General features: G+C 34.8%; 25 protein-coding genes and 1 pseudogene. 18 read left to right on the forward strand and 8 right to left on the reverse strand.

Features of this window, described 5'->3' with window-relative positions:
* The first annotated feature begins 91 nt into the window (after positions 1-91).
* Together J4P91_RS21930 and J4P91_RS21935 are read left to right on the forward strand one after the other, a co-directional pair.
* Positions 92-952: an ABC transporter permease subunit gene (locus J4P91_RS21930; RefSeq protein WP_207995829.1), complete on the forward strand. Its 861-nt coding sequence runs from the start codon at positions 92-94 to the stop codon at positions 950-952.
* A gap of 3 nt (positions 953-955) precedes the next feature.
* Positions 956-1,954 (forward strand): ABC transporter permease, encoded by a 999-nt coding sequence (locus J4P91_RS21935; protein ID WP_207995830.1) that lies wholly within the window; start codon positions 956-958, stop codon positions 1,952-1,954.
* Between the two features lie 113 nt (positions 1,955-2,067).
* Here J4P91_RS21935 and brnQ2 read toward each other — a convergent pair whose 3' ends face one another.
* From brnQ2 to J4P91_RS21955, 4 genes are all read right to left on the reverse strand, one after another.
* On the reverse strand, positions 2,068-3,387 hold the full coding sequence (brnQ2, locus tag J4P91_RS21940; RefSeq protein ID WP_207995831.1) for a branched-chain amino acid transport system II carrier protein BrnQ2: 1,320 nt from the start codon (positions 3,385-3,387) through the stop codon (positions 2,068-2,070).
* 299 nt (positions 3,388-3,686) lie between these two features.
* Positions 3,687-4,256, reverse strand: a complete 570-nt coding sequence (cotJC, locus tag J4P91_RS21945; RefSeq protein ID WP_017153162.1) for a spore coat protein CotJC — start codon at positions 4,254-4,256, stop codon at positions 3,687-3,689.
* Positions 4,257-4,268: 12 nt separating this feature from the next.
* Complete coding sequence (locus J4P91_RS21950; RefSeq protein WP_017153161.1) at positions 4,269-4,532, reverse strand: spore coat protein CotJB; 264 nt, start codon at positions 4,530-4,532, stop codon at positions 4,269-4,271.
* An 8-nt stretch (positions 4,533-4,540) separates the two neighbouring features.
* Complete coding sequence (locus tag J4P91_RS21955; protein WP_207995832.1) at positions 4,541-4,756, reverse strand: spore coat associated protein CotJA; 216 nt, start codon at positions 4,754-4,756, stop codon at positions 4,541-4,543.
* A gap of 111 nt (positions 4,757-4,867) precedes the next feature.
* On the opposite strand from J4P91_RS21955, the gene J4P91_RS21960 reads away from it, so the two are divergent.
* Together J4P91_RS21960 and J4P91_RS21965 are read left to right on the forward strand one after the other, a co-directional pair.
* The gene (locus J4P91_RS21960) at positions 4,868-5,239 is read left to right on the forward strand and encodes a VOC family protein (protein ID WP_207995833.1); all 372 of its coding nucleotides are present in this window, start codon (positions 4,868-4,870) and stop codon (positions 5,237-5,239) included.
* Positions 5,240-5,288: 49 nt separating this feature from the next.
* The gene (locus J4P91_RS21965; protein WP_207995834.1) at positions 5,289-6,068 is read left to right on the forward strand and encodes a DUF2935 domain-containing protein; all 780 of its coding nucleotides are present in this window, start codon (positions 5,289-5,291) and stop codon (positions 6,066-6,068) included.
* A gap of 20 nt (positions 6,069-6,088) precedes the next feature.
* Here J4P91_RS21965 and ku read toward each other — a convergent pair whose 3' ends face one another.
* Positions 6,089-6,901, reverse strand: coding sequence for a non-homologous end joining protein Ku (ku, locus tag J4P91_RS21970; protein ID WP_207995835.1), 813 nt, complete (start codon positions 6,899-6,901; stop codon positions 6,089-6,091).
* Positions 6,902-7,034: 133 nt separating this feature from the next.
* Here ku and J4P91_RS21975 point away from each other — a divergent pair, with 133 nt between their 5' ends.
* The 6 genes from J4P91_RS21975 (at position 7,035) to J4P91_RS22000 (ending at position 11,883) form a co-directional block, all read left to right on the forward strand.
* Positions 7,035-7,592 (forward strand): spore coat protein, encoded by a 558-nt coding sequence (locus J4P91_RS21975; protein ID WP_207995836.1) that lies wholly within the window; start codon positions 7,035-7,037, stop codon positions 7,590-7,592.
* A 245-nt stretch (positions 7,593-7,837) separates the two neighbouring features.
* On the forward strand, positions 7,838-8,119 hold the full coding sequence (locus J4P91_RS21980; RefSeq protein WP_017153155.1) for a YkvA family protein: 282 nt from the start codon (positions 7,838-7,840) through the stop codon (positions 8,117-8,119).
* Positions 8,120-8,129: 10 nt separating this feature from the next.
* On the forward strand, positions 8,130-8,735 hold the full coding sequence (locus tag J4P91_RS21985; protein ID WP_207995837.1) for a DedA family protein: 606 nt from the start codon (positions 8,130-8,132) through the stop codon (positions 8,733-8,735).
* A 217-nt stretch (positions 8,736-8,952) separates the two neighbouring features.
* Positions 8,953-11,421: a LamG-like jellyroll fold domain-containing protein gene (locus tag J4P91_RS21990; RefSeq protein WP_207995838.1), complete on the forward strand. Its 2,469-nt coding sequence runs from the start codon at positions 8,953-8,955 to the stop codon at positions 11,419-11,421.
* A 78-nt stretch (positions 11,422-11,499) separates the two neighbouring features.
* The gene (locus tag J4P91_RS21995) at positions 11,500-11,703 is read left to right on the forward strand and encodes a hypothetical protein (RefSeq protein WP_207995848.1); all 204 of its coding nucleotides are present in this window, start codon (positions 11,500-11,502) and stop codon (positions 11,701-11,703) included.
* 54 nt (positions 11,704-11,757) lie between these two features.
* Entirely contained in the window at positions 11,758-11,883 is a 126-nt protein-coding gene (locus tag J4P91_RS22000) for an RpiR family transcriptional regulator (RefSeq protein ID WP_207995839.1), read from the forward strand.
* 30 nt (positions 11,884-11,913) lie between these two features.
* Here J4P91_RS22000 and bcaP read toward each other — a convergent pair whose 3' ends face one another.
* The gene (gene bcaP / locus J4P91_RS22005; protein ID WP_207995840.1) at positions 11,914-13,317 is read right to left on the reverse strand and encodes a branched-chain amino acid transporter BcaP; all 1,404 of its coding nucleotides are present in this window, start codon (positions 13,315-13,317) and stop codon (positions 11,914-11,916) included.
* Positions 13,318-13,837: 520 nt separating this feature from the next.
* Between bcaP and J4P91_RS22010 the strand changes: the two genes are divergently transcribed.
* From J4P91_RS22010 to J4P91_RS22030, 5 genes are all read left to right on the forward strand, one after another.
* Positions 13,838-14,965, forward strand: coding sequence for a cation:proton antiporter (locus J4P91_RS22010; protein ID WP_207995841.1), 1,128 nt, complete (start codon positions 13,838-13,840; stop codon positions 14,963-14,965).
* A 279-nt stretch (positions 14,966-15,244) separates the two neighbouring features.
* A complete protein-coding gene (locus J4P91_RS22015; protein WP_017153148.1) occupies positions 15,245-15,649 on the forward strand; it encodes a DoxX family protein in 405 nt (134 codons plus the stop codon).
* 273 nt (positions 15,650-15,922) lie between these two features.
* Complete coding sequence (locus J4P91_RS22020) at positions 15,923-16,723, forward strand: MBL fold metallo-hydrolase (protein ID WP_207995842.1); 801 nt, start codon at positions 15,923-15,925, stop codon at positions 16,721-16,723.
* The gene (locus J4P91_RS22025) at positions 16,723-17,127 is read left to right on the forward strand and encodes a nuclear transport factor 2 family protein (protein ID WP_207995843.1); all 405 of its coding nucleotides are present in this window, start codon (positions 16,723-16,725) and stop codon (positions 17,125-17,127) included. Before J4P91_RS22020 ends, J4P91_RS22025 begins: the two co-directional genes overlap by 1 nt.
* Before the next feature lie 89 nt (positions 17,128-17,216).
* Positions 17,217-17,699 (forward strand): DUF6241 domain-containing protein, encoded by a 483-nt coding sequence (locus tag J4P91_RS22030; protein ID WP_207995849.1) that lies wholly within the window; start codon positions 17,217-17,219, stop codon positions 17,697-17,699.
* An 80-nt stretch (positions 17,700-17,779) separates the two neighbouring features.
* Here J4P91_RS22030 and J4P91_RS22035 read toward each other — a convergent pair whose 3' ends face one another.
* Positions 17,780-18,691: a DMT family transporter gene (locus J4P91_RS22035; RefSeq protein ID WP_207995844.1), complete on the reverse strand. Its 912-nt coding sequence runs from the start codon at positions 18,689-18,691 to the stop codon at positions 17,780-17,782.
* A 392-nt stretch (positions 18,692-19,083) separates the two neighbouring features.
* Here J4P91_RS22035 and J4P91_RS22040 point away from each other — a divergent pair, with 392 nt between their 5' ends.
* Together J4P91_RS22040 and J4P91_RS22045 are read left to right on the forward strand one after the other, a co-directional pair.
* Complete coding sequence (locus J4P91_RS22040) at positions 19,084-19,578, forward strand: Lrp/AsnC family transcriptional regulator (RefSeq protein ID WP_207995845.1); 495 nt, start codon at positions 19,084-19,086, stop codon at positions 19,576-19,578.
* Positions 19,579-20,017: 439 nt separating this feature from the next.
* Positions 20,018-20,473, forward strand: coding sequence for an N-acetyltransferase (locus J4P91_RS22045; protein ID WP_207995846.1), 456 nt, complete (start codon positions 20,018-20,020; stop codon positions 20,471-20,473).
* Between the two features lie 39 nt (positions 20,474-20,512).
* Here the strand turns inward: J4P91_RS22045 and J4P91_RS29785 are convergent.
* Positions 20,513-20,751, reverse strand: a pseudogene (locus tag J4P91_RS29785) (SDR family oxidoreductase); the annotation flags it as partial.
* Positions 20,752-21,268: 517 nt separating this feature from the next.
* Between J4P91_RS29785 and J4P91_RS22050 the strand changes: the two are divergent.
* The coding region (locus J4P91_RS22050) for an LTA synthase family protein (protein ID WP_483862149.1) at positions 21,269-21,984 on the forward strand (716 nt) is incomplete at its 3' end.

Raw genomic sequence — 21,984 nt, forward strand, 5'->3', positions numbered from 1 at the left:
GTAGAAAATATTTACAATTCTGAAAATTATTTATAAAATAAAGCGAAACGCTATGAATAGAGTGGAGAATTGTATAGAGAGAAGGGGAAAAATGACAAGAAAGGTAATTTCAAATGGAATAGAGATTACAGTGCAATTTATTCTTTCCGTTATTGGTATTATTTGTTTAGGTGCTCTTCCAAAATTATTTGAGGGCTTACATATTAATTTTTCGCAGTATGTACAGACTTTAAAGATGTTAGTTATGAAGCTGATCGACGTTCCAAACTTAACGTATGGGATGAATCGGCCGTTATTTCCGCAACTATTTATTCATTACAAAGAAACGATGATTATTTTTTTAGCTTCATTTTTTATTTCATTATGTATAGCTTTTTGCATTGTGTACATCATTATGAGAAGTCGTTCGCATATACAACGTCGCATTAAATCATTTCTACTTTTTCTTGAGTCTATTCCAGATATTCTTCTTATTATTGGATCACAAATTCTTGTCGTCTGGTTTTTTCAAAAGACAGGTTTTTTACCTGTTAAAATTGCTGCGCTAAGAGGAGAGTCCATTCGGGGCCTACCTATTATTTGTTTAAGTATTCCTACTACGATTATGTTTGTAAAGTTATTACTCCTTCGTTTTGAGACAGAATTAGAAAAAGATTACGTGTTATTTGCAAGGGCGAAAGGGTTTGATCGCTTCTATATTTTAAATCATCATGTTGTGCGAAATGTATTGCTTAGTACACTATTTTTTGCGAAAACGAATATTTGGTTTATGTTATCGAATTTATATATTATCGAATGGCTTTTTAATACGCACGGTATTTTTGTATTCATTAAAAATTATCAACCGGTTGAAGTTTTTACAATGAGCATCTTACTTATTTATATCCCGATCTTTGTTCTATTTAAGTCATTTCATTATTTCGTTCCAGATGCGATGAAAGAGAGGGCGTAAGAGATGTGGAAATATATAAAGCGCGATAAAAAGTTTTGGTTTAGTATTTTATTTCTTGTCGTGTTAGTTGGACTTAGCATGGGGAATACATTGTGGAATGGAGGGCATATTCGCCAAGTTTCGCTGCAATATGATGCGCAAGGAAATGTAGAAGCTCCACCATTTCCGCCCTCATTAAAATTTTTACTAGGAACAGATCGAAAAGGTTATGATCTTTTATATTTAGTCATTGAAGGAGCGAAGTGGACCATTGGTATATCCGCTTTTATTGCGATGATGCGGATGGCTTTAGGTGTCTTTTTTGGTGTTATATTAGGAACCTATGTGAAAAGAGGGTTTTCAAAAATTGAAGCATTTTTTGATAGCTTTACAGTTATTCCAACAGTTATGATTGCGTATTTCTTTCTTCAGTTTGCAACTAGTTTTGTGAATGGAGCAGCGACGACCAGTTTTTTTGAGAGGGCATCATTTCAAGTCATATTGCTTGTTACCCTGGCAGTTCCGACAGTTTCTCTTTATGTTGCAAATGAAGTGCGGAAATTACAAAAGGAAGAGTTTATAGATGCTGCTCGTATATTAGGAGGAAGTAGACGGCATATTGTTGTGAAACATGTGTTTCCGCATTTATATATGACGTTTGTACTTGTATTGATGCAGCAGTTTATTCAAACGCTTGTTATCTTTCTTCACTTAGGATTGCTTGGAGTGTTTTTTGGGGGGACAGTGAGTTTTGGGGGAACTGAGATAGATTCTTACACACATGAGTGGTCCGGTTTAATTGGTGTATATTTTCGTTCTCTAACAGTGCATCCATGGATTCCACTCGTGCCAATTACTTTTTTTGGACTCACTATTTTCTCAGGAAATATGATTGTAAGAAGTATAGAGGATGCGATAGCAAAAGTGAGGTTAGGAGAAATGAAAAAAGACAAGGAAGTAGAAGAAGTGCAGTCTATCTCGCTTCCTAAAGAAGAGTTATTTACATTTAAACATACGATGTAAAGAGCCTATGAAACTGTTATTACATGTTAATCGTTCGTTCTTATACAAACATTGTATTAAGTGATAGAAAATGCAAAAGAAGCAAGCATTTTGTATAATGCTTGCTTCTTCTTTTATTTCGTAGAAACTTCACCTTCTGTTTGGGTTTGTGGGATAAAGTATCCGACAATACCTCCGATGATTGCCGGGATGATCCAACCAATTCCTAGTTTATAAAAAGGAATTGTGCTTACGATAGATGTAATGGCATGCGGCATCATTCCCACATTATCAAGCGCATGAATACAGCTAATGATGAATGCAGCGATCATTGCACCGATGTATACAGATGGTTTACGCTTCGTATATTTATCAATAAATGATACAAAAATTAAAATAATTGTAATTGGATAAAGAATAATTAACACAGGCAGTGTAATTTTGATTAATAAGCTTAGTCCTAGATTTGAAATGATAAAGCTAAAGATACAAACATATAATACAAGCTTTTTATAAGAAACATTTGTTAATACATTTGCGAAATAGTTGGCAAATGCACTCACTACACCAATAGCAGTCGTTAAGCAAGCAAATATAATTGCAATACTTAGCAAAACATTACCGCTTGTCCCAAATAATTGGTACATAACAGTTGCTAATAGCTGACCGCCATTTTCAAATTGACCAAGGTTTCCGTTCGATGCTCCGATATAGCCAAGTAAGAAATAAACAATCGTTAAAAAGAAAGCAGCGATACTTCCGCAAATAATTGTGTATTTTGCGATAGAAGCTTTTTCCGTTACACCGTTTTGACGAATCGCATTTACGACAATTGTTGACAAAACGAGAGCACCAATCGCATCTAATGTTAAAAAGCCTTCTAAAAAACCTTTGAAAAATGGAATATCTTTATAATCGCCGACAGGATTTGCAAATGAACCTGTTGGTGAAAGGATTGCCTTCGTTGCCATAACTGCAATAATTCCAAGTAAAATTGGTGTTAATATTTTTCCAATATGATCAACTAATTTAGATGGGTTTAATGATAAGAAGTAAACAACCGTAAAGAAAATAAAGCTAAATAGTAACATGGAGTACCATTGATCATTAAAAAGTGGTGCGATTCCAATTTCATAAGAAACAGATCCAGTTCGTGGAATAACAAATAGTGGGCCGATGGAAAGATAGATAATGATAGCTAGTACTGCTGCGAATTTTGGATGAACACGGCTCGCTAAATTTTTAAAATTGCCACCTGCAAGGGCGACAGCCACGATTGCTAATAATGATAAACCTACATCTGTAATGATAAATCCTGAAATAGAAACCCACATGTTTTCTCCTGAAGAAAGCCCAAGAAGGGGCGGGAAAATCATATTACCAGCGCCGAAAAAAACTGCAAATAGCAATAAGCTAATGGAGAGAATTTGCGATGGCTTTAAAGTTGTACGCATATATAGAAAATCCTCCTAGATATATTTTTGTCGAAAATTCAAATAATTTGTCGAGTAACTGTATTAATTTTAATCGTCTGATGACTAGAAAGCAACAGGGAATTTTAAATAATTTTAAAAATAATGCGTTAAGTTGAATAATTATACTTTTGTATTTTATGAAAAATTTGGGTTGCAAAAGGAGTTAAGGAAGGAGAAAAGCAGTTTGAAAGAAGTGTGTTATGGAGAGTAGAGAAAGGAGAGAGTCTTTAGTAGTAAAAAACAAGCACATACCGTTTCGATATGTGCTTGTGAAATAGTTAAAAATATATTTTCCTATCGCGTTCTTCTTTTAAAATTTCAACAGCTTCGCGGAAACGTTGGGAATGAACGATTTCACGCTCGCGTAAAAAGCGTAAACTATCATTTATATCTGGATCGTCTGATAGATCGATTAGCCACTGATAAGTTGCTCTTGCTTTCTCTTCCGCAGCAATGTCTTCATATAAGTCTGCAATTGGATCTCCTTTTGCTTGTATGTATGTGGCTGTAAATGGAACGCCGCCTGCATTGTGATAAAATAGCGCACTATCGTGATTGGCGTAATGAGCATCTAGTCCAGCTGCTTTCATTTGCTCAGGTGTTGCATCTTTTGTTAATTTGTACACCATTGTGGCAATCATTTCAAGATGTGCAAATTCTTCTGTACCGATATCTGTTAATAAACCAACTACTTTATCAGGAATGGTGTAGCGTTGATTTAAATAGCGGAGTGCGGCAGCTAATTCGCCGTCTGCACCACCATACTGCTCAATTAATAATTTTGCAAGGGCCGGATTACAAGTACTTACTTTAACAGGATACTGCAATTTTTTTTCATATATCCACATATTTTATCTCCTTTATATTTGCCATGGCCAAGGACCTTTGCTCCATTCCCACGGCGCATTAGAATAGCTATTTCCAAATTGTTGAAGCGGACCATACTTTTCCTCAATTTTTTGCTTTTGCAATCTTCTTTTATAGGAAAAATCATTAAATTGATTAATAGCTGCGATATCGTCTGGATGGGTATCTAAATAAAGAGTGAGTTCGACTAATACAAAATCGAGTTCTTGCAGTTCTTCCAGCCACTTATAATATTCATCTGGCAATGTTTGAGCCACGGATTCCCTCACCTTCCTTTCTTATAGGGATTTTCATAAAAATCATAGAAAGCAGGCCATAAAGTGCCCTTCCTTAACGCTTCGTTAGGTGGGAATTGAGGCAAGTTTGGTGGTTGGAATCCCATAAATAAATGTGGAGGAGTTGAATAATATCTCTTTCCAATCGGCGGACAAGGATCGTTTGGACCACGGTAAGGTGTGTAAGATTTCATAAATTTGTCCATAATATAAACCTCCTTTACAAGTGAAACATTCATCACTACGTATTGTATTCAGACATAATTGTCATTTATGACTCATATAGAAAAACTAGTAGGGTCAAGGGGGAAATGTAAGTGGAGACGATTACAAATTGCATTGTATTAGAAGTGAGAAATTTAAAGGATACATTATACTTTTATGAAGGTGTCTTAGGATTTCAGCCGAGTAGACACAGGCCACAATTACATGTACCTGGTGTTTGGTATGATATTGATTCAACAAGAATTTGCTTCATTTTAAATAAGAAAAAGGGCGAGAATTTTAGTAGGGAAATGCCTTCTTCTATAAAATTTAGTTTGCCCCTATGCGACATGGAAAAAGTACGAAAAAAATTAGAATTCTATTGCGTGTCATTTGAAGAATTAGAGAGCTGTAAAACGGAGAAACGGGGGATTGCTGTGCATGATCCTGACCAGTATAAAATTCTAATTGAGTCGAGAGAGTAGCCTGAGACTGTATAAGTATGAAAGGCTCACTATAAGGGGGAGCGATAGGATGAATAGTACGTATGAAGAAAGTGCCTTGTTTGAGCATAAATTTTGGTTGAAGATCCTTGGGGATCATGCCCAGTTTATTTTAGATGCTTTAGCTCCAAATGAAAGAGAAGATATTCAAAAAGCGATGTATTTGGTCCAAACATTTGATAGATTTCTCAGTAATATTCATACAGTAAATTTGCTTGCATTTGCGAAAGATGCACATACAGCAGCAGAGGAAATTAGAACATTTAAGTTAAGTATTATACAAAAGCAATTGGAAGGAAAAATTGCGATTCATTTTACACCAACTTTTCTTAATCATATGGTGAACGAAGTGGAAGAGTATATAACAGTATTAGAGTATTTAATAAAAGGAGAAGTGCCGCCTATTTTCCACGAGTTACATTATCATCTAGCTTGGTTAACGGATGCAGCGGGTCATGCAGGTGCCATTTCAGGTGGGCTAGACCTTGTCGAAAAACGACTTAAAGAGAAAAGTGAGGAATATGAAAAGCATTTTGAACAATTTTACTTAAAAGCTGTGGAAATGACGGGTTACTTACGGACGGAACTACACTCTTTTCCAGCTCTAAAAAGGTTTACAAAAGATGTTTCATTAGAACTGATACTATTTTCACGTTTCCTTAATGAATTAGAGGAATTAGAGTTATCAGATCAAATATTAAGCTTAGTATCTGGAAGAATAGCAGATCATATGGCAAGGGAAGAGTGTTATTACTTATTGAAGTTAGCTCAAGCTTCTGGATTAGAGATGCCAAAGTGTAATCCGCTCTGAGAGTAGCTGAAAAGTCACAATTATGTGGCTTTTTGTTTGTTCATGTCTTCTTTTTGCTGCTTTATTTGTTCGATACTAGCATTTAATGTTTCCATAATGTTGATGATGTTGGTAGTAGGAGATATAAGTTCATTTTTTTCTTGTTGTTCAATTTTTTCTTCGATGAGATTACTAAGAGCTTCTCTATATTCATCCGTATACTCTTCAGGTTTGAATGGGTGTGTAAGATGATGAATTAAATTCATCGCAGTCGTTAATTCTTGTTTTTGTATAGGATGATCTTCATTACTTGGAAGATTAGGAGTATGTTTTATATTGCGAATTTCATTTGGATAATGGATCGTTTGTAAAATAAGCCCATCTTGAAAATTGCGGATAATGGCTAAATGTTGTTTTTTACGGATAGAAATATGAATAAGTCCAAGTTTATTTGTTCGTTCTAGTGATTCTTTTAATAATAAATATGTCTTTTCGTTGCCGGGAGTAGGGCCTATAAAATAGGAGCGTTCGAAAAGAATGGAATCTATCTCATCATTTTGAACAAAGGAAAAAATGCGAATTACCCGTGGTTCATATGCTTTTTGTAATTCAGCTAATTCTTTATCCTCGATCAAAATATATTTATGTGGTGCATATTCATAAGCCTTTACAACCTCTTCATTATTTACTTCGTGATCCGTGCAATCAGGAGCAACTCTTTTATATTTAATCGGTGTTAGACATTCCCTATGAAGACTTAGAAATTTAATATCTTTTTCCTCTACGGCGCTATATAGCTTAATTCCGACGTTTAATAGTCCAAGTGAAAGAGTGCCCTTCCATACTGTATGCATACGAATAGTCCCCCTTTATATGAAAAGAAGATGAATAGGTATATTATGAGGTATTAACCAAACTTGTATACATCCTTTTATTTTTTATGTTTTAGGAGAAGCTAAACAGACATTGAAAAAGGAGGATTCATACATGCAATTAGCTACGCATGAATTACGTGATTTAAGTGAACTGATAGCTGGGGACTACAACACGATTAATACGATGTCTACATATATACAACAAGCACAGGATCCTGAATTGAAACAAATGTTACAGAAGCATCTGCCTTTTCATGTACAAGCTTATAACTTGAAGGTGGAGTTTGTACAAAAGGAATCTCCTCCTAATATTTCAAAGTTCCAGCCATCTAAATTAAATCCAGTGTTACCTTCGTATACAAAGGCTCCTTCACAAGAGTACTTGCCAGTTACGCCAAGCGTAGCTGCAAAGCCCCCTAATGATCGGTCCATTGCACTTGGGTATTTACTAAATCAAAAATCTTCTGCATTTAATTGTGCAGGTTCTTTATTAGAGATTGCGAATCCAGAGCTAAGGATGCTTTTAGAAAATACGTTTTTAAATAGTAGTCACCATGCGTATGACATTTGGCAGTATATGGTGAAGAAAGGGTATTATCAGTTATCGCCAGCACCAGGTTCTGAAATACAAGCTATAGCAAGTATGTATCAGTCTATTAATGAAGGATAACCAAAAAAGATTGACAAGTTCTATCAAATATTTTAAGGTGATTTTATAAGATTGCGTATATAAAGGGGAGTAACTTGTCACAATAAAGTCGTCATTACGGGGAGAAACCCTCGGCTTTATTGGCAACATTTTTGTTGTTAGTGAGACCTTTACCGGCAATGGTAAAGGCCCCTTATTGTCTTTTTTAGGACCTTTACTATATTTGGTAAAGGTCCTTTTTGTATGCAGAAAAGGAGAGGTGAAAAGTGAAAAAGTTTATAAACCGATTTCGATTTATGCTTCATTTTCGTCGATTTGGTCCATTTCTATATGACTTTTTTACATCAAAAGAAGTCGCTATGCAAAAGAAAATACTATCCATTGTATTTTTAATCGGGTATGTCGTATTTCCATTTGATATTATCCCTGATTTTTTGCTATTCTTTGGGGGATTAGATGATATTGCTGTTGTCTTATTTATTTTGCAGCGAATTGTGAAAATGGCGCCGAAGCACTTACAAGAAAAATATAATTTAAATAAAGGATAGGAGTTAATAAATGGAGCAGTTTATTTTAGATGTAATTGACTATTTAAAGCAGTTTTCTTATTTTGGTGTAATTCTAGCATTAACATTCGAGTTTATTCCAGCAGAAATCGTTTTACCCCTTGTTGGGTATTGGGTATATGAGGGAGATATGAACTTTTGGCTTGCGGTATTAGCTGGAACAATCGGAGGGACGACGGGGCCATTAACCTTATATGCACTCGGTTATTATGGTGGTCGTCCGTTATTAATGAAATATGGAAAATACTTTTTTATAAAGGAAGAGCAAATTAAAAAATCAGATCATTTCTTTGAAAAATATGGACCAGCTGTGGCGTTTCTTGGCCGATTTATTCCAGGGGTTCGTACGCTTATTTCCATTCCATGTGGAATCGCAAAAATGAATATTTGGCAGTTTAGCATATACACATTTGTGGCGATGTTGCCTCTTACGACGTTATATGTATATATAGGATTGAAATTAGGCCCTCATTGGAAAAAGGCAGGTGCAATTGTCGAACAATATACATTACCAATATTAGGAGTTGTTTGCCTCATTGTAATAGGAATATTCATTTTCAAGTTTGTGAAAAAGAAAAATAAAGTGGAGTCAATGTAAAAAACACCTATAGAGGTGTTTTTTTACGTTGGAAAAGCAATGTGAACAGGAATTACGAAAGATATTGAGATAAGTTATAAAGATGTTGTGGAACTTTACATGAAACTGACTGTACATTTACAAAGCTTTAATATTTTTTATCGTTCATTTAAACGTGGTTAATATGTGTTAGTTACAATGTTCCTTGTACAGCATTAAACATACAAGGGGGATTTACGTGAGCAGGAACGTGTTTCAGAAGGTAAAAGGTCTTATAGGATTATTAGCAGTTTTTGTTTTAGCGTTTGTATCGTTTCCGTGGAATACTTCTGTACAAGCAGAAGAGAAGCCGCAAGAGAAAAAACCGGAGGAGAAAAAACTTGTCTTTCCGGTTGTAAGTGACATACATATTAAAAATAGCGGAACAGATGATACGTTTCGCTGGAAAAGAGCGATTGAACAGTTTAATACACTTGCGCCAAAACAAGACGCATTTGTTATCGTTGGTGATTTTACAGATTCAGGTTCTACGCAGCAATATGATCGTTTTATGCAAGTTTATAATCAGTATGCCAATAAAGATGCAGTGAGAATGAATTCACTTGGAAACCATGATTACTGGAATGGTTTATCGGTAGAGGGTGCACAAAAACGCTTTTTAGAAAAGACTGGTATGGAATCTATTTATTATCATAAAGTAGTGAAAGGATATCACTTCCTTGTTATGTCACCAGAAGATGGAACGACACATGGATATTATTCTGATAAACAAATTAATTGGTTGAAGGAAGAAATTGCAAAAGCAAAAGCTGATGATCCAGAAAAGCCAATTTTCGTGTTCTTGCACCAGCACATTAAAGAAACTGTGTATGGAAGTCATGAGTGGGGAACAAAGGATAGTGCAAAAATTAATGAAATATTGAAAGATTACCCACAAGCAATTACTTTCTCTGGTCATTCTCATTACCCATTAGATGATCCAAGATCGATTCATCAAAAAGACTTTACATCTGTTGGCACATCTTCTGTAAGTTATATGGAAGTAGAGGGCGGCAAAGTACAAGGTAATATTCCACCAGGAGCGAGGGAATTAAGCCAAGGTTTATTAGTAGAAGTGGATGATAAAGAAGTAACGATTAACCGTCGTGATTTCCATACAAATTCTTGGACAGGTGAACCGTGGAAAGTGCAGTTGCCAGCAAAAAAAGAATCTTTTGAGCATGTAGAGAATCGTGATAAAGAAAAACCGTCCTTTGACCAAAGTGCAAAATTAACAGTATCAAATGTGACGGAAAGTTCAGTAACAGCGACATTTCCACAAGCAGTGGACAACCTACTTGTTCATTCTTATCGTTTACAAGCAAGAGATAAAGAAACAGGAGAAATCAAAAATAAGCTATTAGCCTTCTCCGAGTTTTATCGTGATCCGGTGCCGAAAGAACTTACGTTTACATTGGCGGGACTAGATAGTGGAAAAACATATACGCTAGAAGCAGTGGCTATCGACTCATTTGGTAGCGAAAGTGAACAACCATTACAAGCTGAAGTAACAACGAAAAAAGAAGTTATTGATCCAAATGTGAAAGTTCCAAAAGCGGACGTATTTGATGTAAACTTTTTAGATGGTACATTTAAGGATCATTCACCATTTGAAGCAAATGGGAATGTGAAAGGAAATGTACCGATTGAATATGATAAAACGTTGAAAAAACATGTGATGAAATTAAATGGTGCAGCAAATACATTTGGTTATATTCCATTTTCAGCAGAGCAAAAAACGAAGGTAGAAAACACATTTACTTTAGAAACTGTGTTTTCGATGAATGAAATTCGTGGTCAAGGTATTTTACAAAATACAGAGAGTGGTGGAATTGGATTTGAATCTACTGGAAATGGATATGTAGAATTATGGGCTCATATTGGTGGTAGCTATAAACGTGTAGGTACACAATTAGAAGCAAATAAAACATATCATCTAACAGGAATTTATAACGGAAACGAAGTAGCGATTTATGTAGATGGTAAAAAAGTAAATAGTCAGCCAGCAACAGGTAAAGTGTATCATCCAAATGTACCGTTTGCGATTGGTGCCGATCCAACAAGCAATGGTAATGGCGGTATTCCATTGAACGGACAAGTTGTGCTTGCGAAATTGTATAGTAAAGCGTTAACTTCATCTGAAGTATTAGCGGCATATAATGAATTTACAAATCGTACGAAATTAGAAGAGCTAAATGTTTTATATGAAGAGATGGGCAAAGCAAAAGAAACATTAGCGGGTTCTTATGAGTTTGGTGACAAACCAGGTCAATACTCGCAAGCTGCTTTTAAAGAATTACAAACAAGTTATAATGAGGCAAAAGCAATCTTTGAAAATATGGTGACTACAGGAGAGCAAGCAGTTCAAACATACAATGGTTTAAAAACTGCGCATCAAACATTTTTACAATCAAAAGTAACAGAGCAAGAAACACCGAAAGAAAAACTACAAAAGGCTATAGATGTAGCAAAAGCATTATTAGAGCAAGTACAAGTTGGGCAAGAGCCAGGGCAATATCCAGAAGGACCAGTAAAAGCGCTGGAGAAAAAAATCACAGTAGCAGAATCTGTAATGAAAGATCAAGCAGTAAAAGATCAATATGTAGAAACAATGCAGCGTACATTGGAATATGCAGTGCAACTTGTAGAAAAGAGCGTAAATAAATAAACAAAAAAGAAGCTTGTCATGGCAAGCTTCTTTTTTGTTATACTAAAAGTAGAAAGACAGGATAAGGGAGCGAATAATTTGGAAGAGAAAAAGCTAAAAAGAATTCTTGAATATGTATGGATTGCAGTTGTGCTCCTTGTTGGATATTATTTTTTGAAAGACAAAAGCATATGGATTCTGTTTTTAATGACTTTTTTATTAGCAGGACTAGGAACGCTGTTTATTAACTTTTTCTTTGATAGCGTGTCTGCATGGAAAAAGAAAAAGAAAGAAACAAAATGATAAAGGAGAATGGATATGTGAACATGGAAGCCTGTGTATCAATTGGTGGTCATAATGATTGTAATTACGATTGATATTGTAAATGATTCGTCACCAATAGGAGACTGGGATTGGTTTACAGCTTGCATCGGCATATTTTTCATTCTACAAACGTTAATGAACAAACAAACTCGAACGTAAAACAGCTCGCCAATATGGCGAGCTGTTTTTTTATGCTTCTTTTTGTTCATTATTATTCTTTTCAGTCAGTAAGTTGCTGTTGCGTCTAGAGTAGAAGAAATATACACATAGTCCAATGACAAGCCAAACGGCAAAACTTTTCCACGTTGTTGCAGAAAGGTTCATCATTAAATAGAGACAACAACAAATTGCAACGATTGGTAATATAGGTACAAATGGTGCACGGAAGCCTCTTTTTAAATTTGGATGTGTTTTGCGTAAAATAAGTACAGCGCAGCAAACAAATACAAAGGCTGTTAATGTACCGATATTCACTAAATTTGCAAGTAGATGTAAATCTAGTAATCCTGCTAATAAAGCTGCTGCGATTCCAGTAATCCATGTGTTTAATAAAGGGATTTTTACCCTTTGATTGACTCGAGATAACGCTTTTGGAAGTAGACCGTCACGGCTCATTGCATAAGAAACGCGAACTTGTCCATACATAACAACTAAAAGAACAGTCGTCATTCCTGTCATTGCTCCGACGGCTAATAAGCCAGCAATTGTATCTTCACCAACGAAATGAAGCGCAAAAGCAACTGGGTCAGAAACATCTAGTTGTGTGTAAGGTACCATTCCTGTTAACACAAAGGATACAATCATATAGAGTACTGTACAAATGAGAAGGGAGCCGATGATTCCAATCGGTAAATCGCGCTGTGGTTTTTTCGTTTCCTCCGCGGCTGTTGCGATAGCATCAAATCCTAAGAAAGCAAAGAATACAGTTGCTGCACCTGTAATGATTCCATCATATCCAAATGGTAAAAATGGTGTCCAGTTTTCAGGCTTAACATACTTTGCACCCGCTACGATAAAGGCAATAATTACTGCCAATTTAATTAATACCATAATGTTATTAATGCGAGCACTTTCGCGTACACCGAAACTAAGAAGCAGTGTAATTAAAAGTAGAATACATACAGCTGGTAAATCAATTATTCCGCCTTTTCCCACTCCGGGGGCCGAGGCAATAACGGCGGGCAGATGAATATTAAACCCGGAAAGTAAGGATTGTAAATAACCGGACCATCCTACGGCTACTGCTGCAACAGCTAGTAAGTATTCTAGCATTAAGCACCAGCCAACGATAAAAGCAACGACTTCTCCAACTGTCATATATGCATAGGTGTAAACGCTTCCTGACATAGGGATAGAAGAAGCAAATTCTGCGTAACAAAAGGCAACGCATGCACAAGTAAACGCAGCAATAAGAAAAGATAACATAATACCAGGGCCAGAATGCTTGGCGGCAACGATTCCTGTTAAAACAAAAATGCCTGTCCCAATTACAGCGCCGATCCCTAAAAAAGTTAAATCTAATGCGGTTAATGTTCTTTGTAATTGCCGTGGTGATTCAGTAGTAAGTGGTTTCTTTCGTAATAATGATTTCACTTGGACTCTCCCCTCATTCTTCAATCTTCACAACTGCGAATATAATATGAGCCCACTGTAAAATAGTCTATAAGTGAATAGAGGTACAGTTGTGTGCTTGTATCCCGCTTTAACGGGCAGTAGTAATACTCCCATCTCAAAATTCTGCGAAAGCATTGTCCAGCTCTAGCGGCTAGAATCTCCGGTCGTTTCGCCCCCTCGGACGAGGCAAAAAGCGCCTCTCTGTCGGGTGCTCCAACGTCCTGCGATTCTGAGCGAGCCGCTTCCGCTTTTCTAAAGAAGTTAGGCGGGAGATAAACTGCCCGTTAAAGCCCGATTGGTGAAGGCTAATAATCAGTGGGGGATGGAGAAAACCCCCACTGATTAAAGTTTCACTTTATAAAAAATATAGAATTGCTGTAGTCATTTTAATATAATTCAGAATATTTTGTCAAATAAAAAATATAACAAATAAAATCTTAAATGTAAGGGAAAACTACCATCAGAAATAGATGTATTTTATAAAGTAGGAGAAGATACTATGTTGTTTTATTTTGAACTTGTCGTTATTTTACTTTGTACGAAATTAGCCGGTGATATTAGTGTAAGGCTCGGTCAGCCATCGGTATTAGGTAAATTAATTGTTGGAATTATTATTGGACCGGCTGTCTTTGGAATTATTAATAGCTCTGAACTTATTGATGAACTGAGTGAGATTGGTGTTTTATTACTTATGTTTATGGCAGGGTTAGAAACTGATTTAGAAGAATTAAACCGTAATTTAAAATCTTCATTCGCGGTAGCGATGGGAGGTATCATTTTTCCTTTTCTCGGTGGGTATTTGGCTGGACTCGCATTTGGGATGTTACAATCACATGCCATTTTCCTAGGATTATTGCTTTGTGCGACTTCTGTAAGTATATCTGTTCAAACATTGCGAGACTTGGGGAAAATGAACACAAGAGAAAGTACAACGATTCTAGGAGCTGCTGTATTCGATGATGTTATTGTTGTTATTTTATTAGCCTTTGTAATGAGTTTTTTAGGCACACAAGACGTGAGCATTACACTTGTCATCGCTAAGAAAATCATCTTTTTCGTAAGTATTGTTTTCATTAGCTGGAAAGTTGTTCCGTGGATTATGAAAATGTTGGTGCCGCTCCGTGTGTCAGAGGCGTTAATTAGTGCAGCACTTATTATTTGTTTTTCATTTGCTTACTATAGTGAACAAATGGGGATTGCTGGTATCATTGGTGCATTTGCTGCAGGGATTGCGATTTCACAAACAACATATAAACACGAAGTAGAACATAAAACAGAGCCGATTGCCTATGCGATTTTTGTACCAATCTTTTTTGTTAGTATCGGGATGGAGATTACATTTCAAGGTATTGGAAACCAAATTTGGTTTATCATTATAATGACGATCATTGCAATTCTTACGAAATTAGTGGGATCTGGATTAGGCGCAAGGTTAACAGGATTTAATTTGAAATCCTCCATTAGTATTGGAGCTGGGATGGTATCGCGTGGAGAAGTAGCACTTATTATTGCAGCAAATGGACTCACAGCGAATTTATTGGCGAAAGAAGATTTCACAGCAATTGTAATTGTTGTTATCCTTACAACGATTATTACCCCGCCATTATTGAAGAAGTATTTTGTATAAAGATAAAGAGTTATACTTGCTGAATAGTAGAACCTTAAGAAGAGCGAAATTTTTACTGGTCTATTTTTGGTAATTTTTATTTGGGTTCAATGTATATACGTCATGCATTCAAACGCTATATATACAGGTTTCATTGTACATTTTATTACACATTATCTATGAAATAGGTAATGTTTTTTTTGTTTCTCTAAAAAAAGAATTGACGAATAAAAAGAAACAATGTATTGTTTTGTCTTGTGAAAAAAAGTTTTATATAACAAAACAAAAGGAGAGTTCAGAATGAATCAATATATTGGTAATTTAATTATTCGTATCGTGTTAGGAGTTACGTTCTTTGCACATGGTTTAGCAAAGTTTCAATCAGGTATTGATAACGTAGCAGGTTGGTTTACAAGCATTGGCTTACCAGGCGGTCTTGCATATGGGGTTGCAACATTTGAATTAGTTGGTGGTCTATTATTAATCATTGGTTTAGGTGTTAGATATGTAGGATTATTATTTGCTCTTATCTTAGTTGGTGCAATTGTAAAGGTAAATGGAGCAGCTGGTTTATTAGGAGATGGAAAGAATCCTGGATATGAATTAGATCTAGCATTATTAGCAATGGGAGCTTATTTATTTGTTACAAAGGCAGAAGGGTATGTAGATCGTTTCCTAAAGGAAAAAGTAATGAAAACAAAATAATGATTATACAAAGTACTGTTCTTTTCGTAAGAAGATTTACGAAAAAGACGGTGCTTTTTATTTATTTTTTTAAAAGTATTGACTTAGTATTTAGTTGTAACTATAATGATTACAACGGAGTATTAAGCGTGAAGTATAAGGTTGATAAAGAAGGTATATTTTTTTAAATCCAGTTGTAACTATAAAAGTTACAACTGGATTAATCATAACAAGTGAGGAAATATAAAAAGATAATATAAGTATAAACCTATATAAATAAACGGAGGAAAGCACATGTCAAAATTACATTTAGAAGTCTTTACAGGATCTGAACAAGCATTTCAAGTTACATCAACAATTATTTATGGAGAGCAAGATGCAATCCTTGTGGATGCACAATTCTTATTAAGTGACGCACACCGTTTAACAGCTCAAATTATTGAAACAGGAAAGAACTTAACTCATATTTATATTACACATTTTCATCCAGACCATTATTTTGGATTGAATGTATTACATGAAGCATTCCCGGAGGCAAAAATTGTAGCATTACGAAACACTGTAGAAGATATTCGCAATACATTTGAAAAGAAAGTGGAACAATGGAAACCATCTATTGGACATAATGTGCCTCATCAACCGATTATTCCAGAGGAGTTAAAGGAAGATAAGTTAATTTTAGAGGGGAACGAATTAATCATTAAAGGTGGTTTACAAGGTGACACACCTAATAACAGTTATGTATGGATTCCATCATTAAAAGCTATTATTACAGGAGATATTGTTTATAACAATACATTCGCATGGACGTTAGAAACAGATGCAGAAGCTCGTAATAAATGGTTAGAAACATTACAAGAAATTGAAAACCTACATCCAGAAATTGTTGTAGCTGGTCATCGTGATTATGATACACCAAATACAATAGAGGCGATTGAACATACTCGTAAATATTTAGTGGTATTCGATGAAGTTCTTGCGGAAAATCCTTCAAGTGAAGAAATTCAAACTGCGATGAAGGAACGATTCCCGCATGTTAAAGCATTAGAAATCGGACTGGTTTTAGCAGCAAATGCGTTTGGAGGAAAAGAATAATGGTACAAAAAACAAACTTAGAAATTATTCGAAGCACATATGAAGGACCATCTTCTTCAAATGCAAAACATTTAGCGGAAGCTCTTTCTGAAAAAGTAGAATGGACAGAGGCAGCTGGTTTCCCGTATGGCGGAACGTATATTGGTGTAGATGCAGTAATGGAAAATGTATTTAGTCGTTTAGGATCGGACTGGAATGATTATAAAGCGAGTGTAAATACGTACCATGAAGTAAAAGGAAAAGACGTTATTATTGCTGAAGGTGTGTATTCAGGAGTTTATAAAGAAACAGGAAAAGCATTTGAAGCAGAGTTCGTTCACGTATGGCAACTTGAGAATAGAAAAATCGTAAAGTTTAAGCAATATGTAGACAGTCATATTGTTCGTGAAGCGATGAAGGCTTAGAGTAGAATAGACAAACAAATGGAATCGACTGTTTGCAGGCGATTCCATTTGTTTATGTAACAATTAGAGGAGATATCAAAATACATAATATGAAAAAATGGATAATAGGGACGATTACGACTATCGTAATTGTAATGGGTGTTATATTTGGCGCTTATAAATTTCTTGAGTATGTCGAAGCAGAGGATAAACGTTTAAAGGAGCAGAAAGTAATTGCTCAAAAGGAAAAGAAGGTAGTGGAAGAAACGCCACAAGTTAGTGAAGATGAAATCATATCTACTATGCATAAGATGGTGCATCAAAAGGTAAAATCCTCTGAGAAATGGGGATTTATTGAAATGACACAAAAGGAAATTCGTAATGCAAAGAAAGCTGTAGAGAGCAGTAAAAATTTTAATTATAAATCAAAATTACTTTCCATTTTAGAACGATGGGAAAGAGGGGATTTTTCGCAAACAGTTGAGGAACATAACTTTTTGTGGAAAATTCAAGGTGGTGATACTGGAAAGGCAACAGAACGTTTATCGTCAGCAGAAGAAAAAAATTATGTGAAAGAGATGAAAGGTAAATAAAACCATCGTCATTGTTGCGAAAACAGTATCGGTGTATTTATTAAAGCACCATCATTAGAAATAATGATGGTGCTTATTTGTTAGGAATGCCTTCGTATTAAAGTACTACTTGGCTGATGGACAATGGTTTTGAAGTGAGAAAATAAATAACAGCCAGTCACAACAATCATAGTTCCAAAAATTTGTACCCAAGTTAGCTCTTCTCCTAAGAAAAGAAACGCTAAAATTGCAGTGAAAATTGGGTTGAAATTTAGAAAAATTCCTGATGTAGTGGCACCTAGTTTTTGAACACCAATATTCCAAAATACCATACAGACTACAGTTGAAATTAAGCCTGTATATAGTAGTGAAGTGACAAATGAAGCATTGATATGAGAGATAGTAAAGGTTGGTATGTTAAATGGGAGTAATATAATGACACCAAAGATACCGGAATATAAAGTTGCCATCATCGGTGTAGTTGTTTTTGTTGCCCATTTACTACAAACTGAATAGATACCCCAAATACAGACTGCAGCAATCATCCATAAATCTCCGCTATTAAAATGTAATGAAAATAAAAGTGCGATATTTCCTTTTGAAAGGACGAGAATAACACCGAAAAAAGAGAGAATCATAGAAAGAATTTGAAGCATATTTATTTTTTCTTTTAAGAATAAAGACGAAAATAATGCAATTGAAATCGCATTTAATGTGGAAATGAGTCCAACGTTCGTTGCTGATGTTTGCTCTAACGCTAAGAATTGAAAAATGTTAAAGAGAACAACACCAGTAATTCCCATAAGTAATAAGGGAAGAATGGCAGCACGAGGCGGAAGAAGTTTCTTTTCTTTAAACCAAACAATTGGTAATAAGCAAAGGACGGCAATAATCCACCTTAAGCTTGTGAGTGTCATCGGAGAAGCATGATCGACAAGTGATTTTCCAACGACAAAATTGCCTCCCCATAATAAGCTTGTTAGTAATAATAAAAAGACATAAAAATAAGGCATAGTTTGGAACTCCTTTTATTAGTATTACAAATTAAAAAACTGACAAAAACCCTTTCTTTTTAGGTGGGAGAGAGAATCTGGCCATGCATAGAAGCGGTCAGAGCCTCTTTTAGCCCCATGCCAAGTAAAAACAAAAAGAGAAAACGAGTGCAGATCCTTTTTTGTTTTTCATAGCAGTGACTTATATGGTGAAAATCTAAAAAGGATTTATATCATGTGAATTGTAAATAATTTTAGCATTTTTCTTGTTTATCTAATACATTGTTTTGTATAATTGATAAAATTCAAAATAATATTCTACAAATAATTATAATAACGAAATTTTATTCGAATTAATTGAGTTTATTATGTGTTTTTTCGAAGAATCGTCGGTAAAGAAAAGGGGGATTTTTATGGAGTCATCTGTTATTAAAGTGTTAGATGATTTGGACGTACAAATTTTAGATATTTTACAAAAAGAGTCACAAGTAAGTAATGCCGAACTTGCACGTCGCGTTAATTTGTCACCAGCTGCTATGCATGCTCGAATAAAAAGGCTGGACGGTGAAGGATTTATTGATAAGCAAGTTGCAATCTTAAATCAAGAAAAACTTGGATTTGATTTATTATGTTTTATTTTTATGAGTACAAATATTCATCAATCTGAAAAACTTGAAGTATTGGAAAGAGAATTAGAATCTATGCCTGAAGTATTAGAATGTCATTGTTTGACAGGCGAATATGATTATTTATTGAAGGTCGCAAACAGAGATCGTAAAGAGCTGGAACATTTTATTAGGAAGTTAAATAAGCTCGGGATTACACGAATACAAACGAGCTTGGCACTACGTGAGATTAAATATTCTACAGTATTACCAATAAGAGATTCGAAAACAAGTACTGAATGAGAGTATATAAATTGAAAAAACATTCTTTTTTATAGGTGAGAGAGGATCCGGCCATGCATAGAAACGGTCAGGTCCTTTTTTGGCCCTATGCTATGTGAAACAAAGGGAGAAAATGAGAAGAGGTCTCCTTTTGTTTTCGAAGCAGCAACTCGTATGCTGAAAAAACATTCTTTTTTATAGGTGAGAAAGGGTTCAGCCGTTTATAGAAGCGGTCAGTGCCTTTTTAGCTCCATGCCATGTGAAAACAAAGAGAAGAAACGAGTGCAGGTCTCTTTTTGTTTTCATAGCATCGATGTATATATGACTTATTTTTTAGAGAAGAGTATATCTAAAATTTAGAATAATAATTGACTCGCTTGTGGAGTGGGTGTATTATTATATAAATTTATGAATTAATATTCATTTTAATCTATGAATATTTAATGTGAGGAGATACATGATGCAAATTTCAAGTGCAATTACAAGTGATGTGAAAGATATATATAATTTAATCGAAGGATACGCAAAAGAAGGAGTAGTTCTTCCGCGTTCCCTTTTATCTCTTTATCAGTACTTACAATGTTTGTATGTTGTAAAAGAGGAAGAGAAAATTTTAGGAGTTGCGGGATTACATGTTCTAGGAGAAGATCTGGCAGAAATACGCTCATTAGTCGTATTGGATACATATGCTGGTCAAGGATTAGGACGTATGTTAGTTAATCATGTAATGAATGAGGCTGCTAAAATAAAGGTAAAAAGAGTTATTTCTTTAACATATCAAACTACATTTTTTAAAAAGTGTGGATTTGATTTAGTTGATAAGGAATTGCTACCTGAAAAAGTGTGGATTGATTGCAGACATTGTTCGAAATTTGATTGTTGTGATGAAGTTGCGATGATTCGGTATGTGGTTTGAAGCTTAGAGGGTATGTGTTGTTTCTATAAATCTCTTACTCTACATTAATGCACAGGAGTATAGTAAAGTATGCCCACCTTCAATATGAAGAGTTGTTCCAGTAACAGAACTGTTTTGAATTAAATATAGTACTCCATCTTTTGCGTGATCTACTCGTTTCACAGGAAGTTTGTTTGCTATGTCTTTATAGAATTCACCGCATGCTTATATCGTAACTTACTTCGTGAAGGTGTATCAATAATACCGGGAGAGGCAATATTTACGAGGATACGAGCAAGTTATAATACTATATATGTTTTTAGTGAATTTATAGTATTATAATCAGAAACATATTAAAATTATTATTGAAATTTAGTAAGTATGTAAATAGTGGGATAAAATTAAGAGCAACTCATCAGAAATGGAAAAAGACAGTTACTTCTTTTTTTAGAAAGACTGTCTTTTTTAGCGTTTGAAAAGTTTCCATAGCTCTCTATTATATTACATACTACTTTTTATTTATAATTCTTAATATAAAATATGAACGCTTTTTGATACTTGCTTTTATTTTTGTTATATGTTCTAGTTGACGGACATATAAACCGATGGTAGAGTTTTTTTTGCAGCAACTAATGAAGTACAAAAATGGCGTTATGCTTATAAAATCATAATAGAAAACAACAGGGTACGCATAGTTAAATTTGTGTATGGGGGAATAGAAATCTTTTTACTCATGACCATCTCAGCTATGTTTTTTTATTTTAAGTATTTGTCGCTATTGAATAGACTGATCATGATAGAGAAAGGGTGAAATGAATGAAGGAATCTTTAAAATTACAATTTCAAAATACACGTTTTACTTTGTTTGTAGCTTTAGCAGTATGGCTAAAAACTTACATAATTACACGTACGAGTTTTGATTTGAAACTTGAATCTTTCATGCAAGAATTGATCTTATTCATTAGTCCATTAGCAGCATCATTACTGTTTGTGGGTCTCGCATTATTCGCAAAAGGAAAGAAACGTAATTATATAGCACTTGGAATTAATTTTATTTTAACAATCGTTCTTGTTGGTAACGTAATGTTCTACGGATTCTACAATGACTTCGTTACTTTACCGGTACTTGGACAAACATCCAACTTTGGACAGTTAGGATCCAGTGTGAAAGAACTATTTAATTATAAAATCATTGTTGCATTTGCTGATATTATTATCTTTTCGGTTCTATTAAAGAGAAAGAAGGAATTTGCAAAAACTGAGCGTGTATCACACCCAGTACGTTTTGTATATTTTGTAGTAACGATTGGTATTTTCTTTGTAAACTTAAATCTTGCAGAAAAAGAGCGTCCGGAGTTATTAACACGTTCTTTTGACCGCGTTATGCTCGTAAAGAACTTAGGTTTATATACTCATCAAGTGTATGATCTTGGCCTGCAAGCGAAATCTAGTTCGCAAAAAGCATTTGCTGATGGTAGCAAATTACAAGAAACAGAAAACTATGTGAAGACAATACAAAGTAAACCAGATCC

Origin of the sequence: Bacillus sp. XF8 (assembly GCF_017498755.1) — a bacterium.
Lineage (GTDB): Bacteria > Bacillota > Bacilli > Bacillales > Bacillaceae_G > Bacillus_A > Bacillus_A bingmayongensis.

What these genes read in the sequence shown, in the direction of transcription:
- J4P91_RS21930 (WP_207995829.1), top strand. Translation starts at nt 92, where the DNA reads ATGACAAGAAAGGTAATTTCAAATGGAATAGAGATTACAGTGCAATTT.
- J4P91_RS22025 (WP_207995843.1), top strand. Translation starts at nt 16,723, where the DNA reads ATGGTACAAAAAACAAACTTAGAAATTATTCGAAGCACATATGAAGGA.
- J4P91_RS22040 (WP_207995845.1), top strand. Translation starts at nt 19,084, where the DNA reads ATGGAGTCATCTGTTATTAAAGTGTTAGATGATTTGGACGTACAAATT.
- J4P91_RS21935 (WP_207995830.1), top strand. Translation starts at nt 956, where the DNA reads ATGTGGAAATATATAAAGCGCGATAAAAAGTTTTGGTTTAGTATTTTA.
- ku (WP_207995835.1), bottom strand. Translation starts at nt 6,901, where the DNA reads ATGCATACAGTATGGAAGGGCACTCTTTCACTTGGACTATTAAACGTC.
- J4P91_RS21975 (WP_207995836.1), top strand. Translation starts at nt 7,035, where the DNA reads ATGCAATTAGCTACGCATGAATTACGTGATTTAAGTGAACTGATAGCT.
- J4P91_RS22000 (WP_207995839.1), top strand. Translation starts at nt 11,758, where the DNA reads ATGATTGTAATTACGATTGATATTGTAAATGATTCGTCACCAATAGGA.
- J4P91_RS22010 (WP_207995841.1), top strand. Translation starts at nt 13,838, where the DNA reads ATGTTGTTTTATTTTGAACTTGTCGTTATTTTACTTTGTACGAAATTA.
- J4P91_RS21985 (WP_207995837.1), top strand. Translation starts at nt 8,130, where the DNA reads ATGGAGCAGTTTATTTTAGATGTAATTGACTATTTAAAGCAGTTTTCT.
- J4P91_RS22015 (WP_017153148.1), top strand. Translation starts at nt 15,245, where the DNA reads ATGAATCAATATATTGGTAATTTAATTATTCGTATCGTGTTAGGAGTT.
- J4P91_RS22030 (WP_207995849.1), top strand. Translation starts at nt 17,217, where the DNA reads ATGAAAAAATGGATAATAGGGACGATTACGACTATCGTAATTGTAATG.
- J4P91_RS22035 (WP_207995844.1), bottom strand. Translation starts at nt 18,691, where the DNA reads ATGCCTTATTTTTATGTCTTTTTATTATTACTAACAAGCTTATTATGG.
- cotJC (WP_017153162.1), bottom strand. Translation starts at nt 4,256, where the DNA reads ATGTGGATATATGAAAAAAAATTGCAGTATCCTGTTAAAGTAAGTACT.
- J4P91_RS21955 (WP_207995832.1), bottom strand. Translation starts at nt 4,756, where the DNA reads ATGGACAAATTTATGAAATCTTACACACCTTACCGTGGTCCAAACGAT.
- J4P91_RS22045 (WP_207995846.1), top strand. Translation starts at nt 20,018, where the DNA reads ATGCAAATTTCAAGTGCAATTACAAGTGATGTGAAAGATATATATAAT.
- J4P91_RS21965 (WP_207995834.1), top strand. Translation starts at nt 5,289, where the DNA reads ATGAATAGTACGTATGAAGAAAGTGCCTTGTTTGAGCATAAATTTTGG.
- brnQ2 (WP_207995831.1), bottom strand. Translation starts at nt 3,387, where the DNA reads ATGCGTACAACTTTAAAGCCATCGCAAATTCTCTCCATTAGCTTATTG.
- J4P91_RS22020 (WP_207995842.1), top strand. Translation starts at nt 15,923, where the DNA reads ATGTCAAAATTACATTTAGAAGTCTTTACAGGATCTGAACAAGCATTT.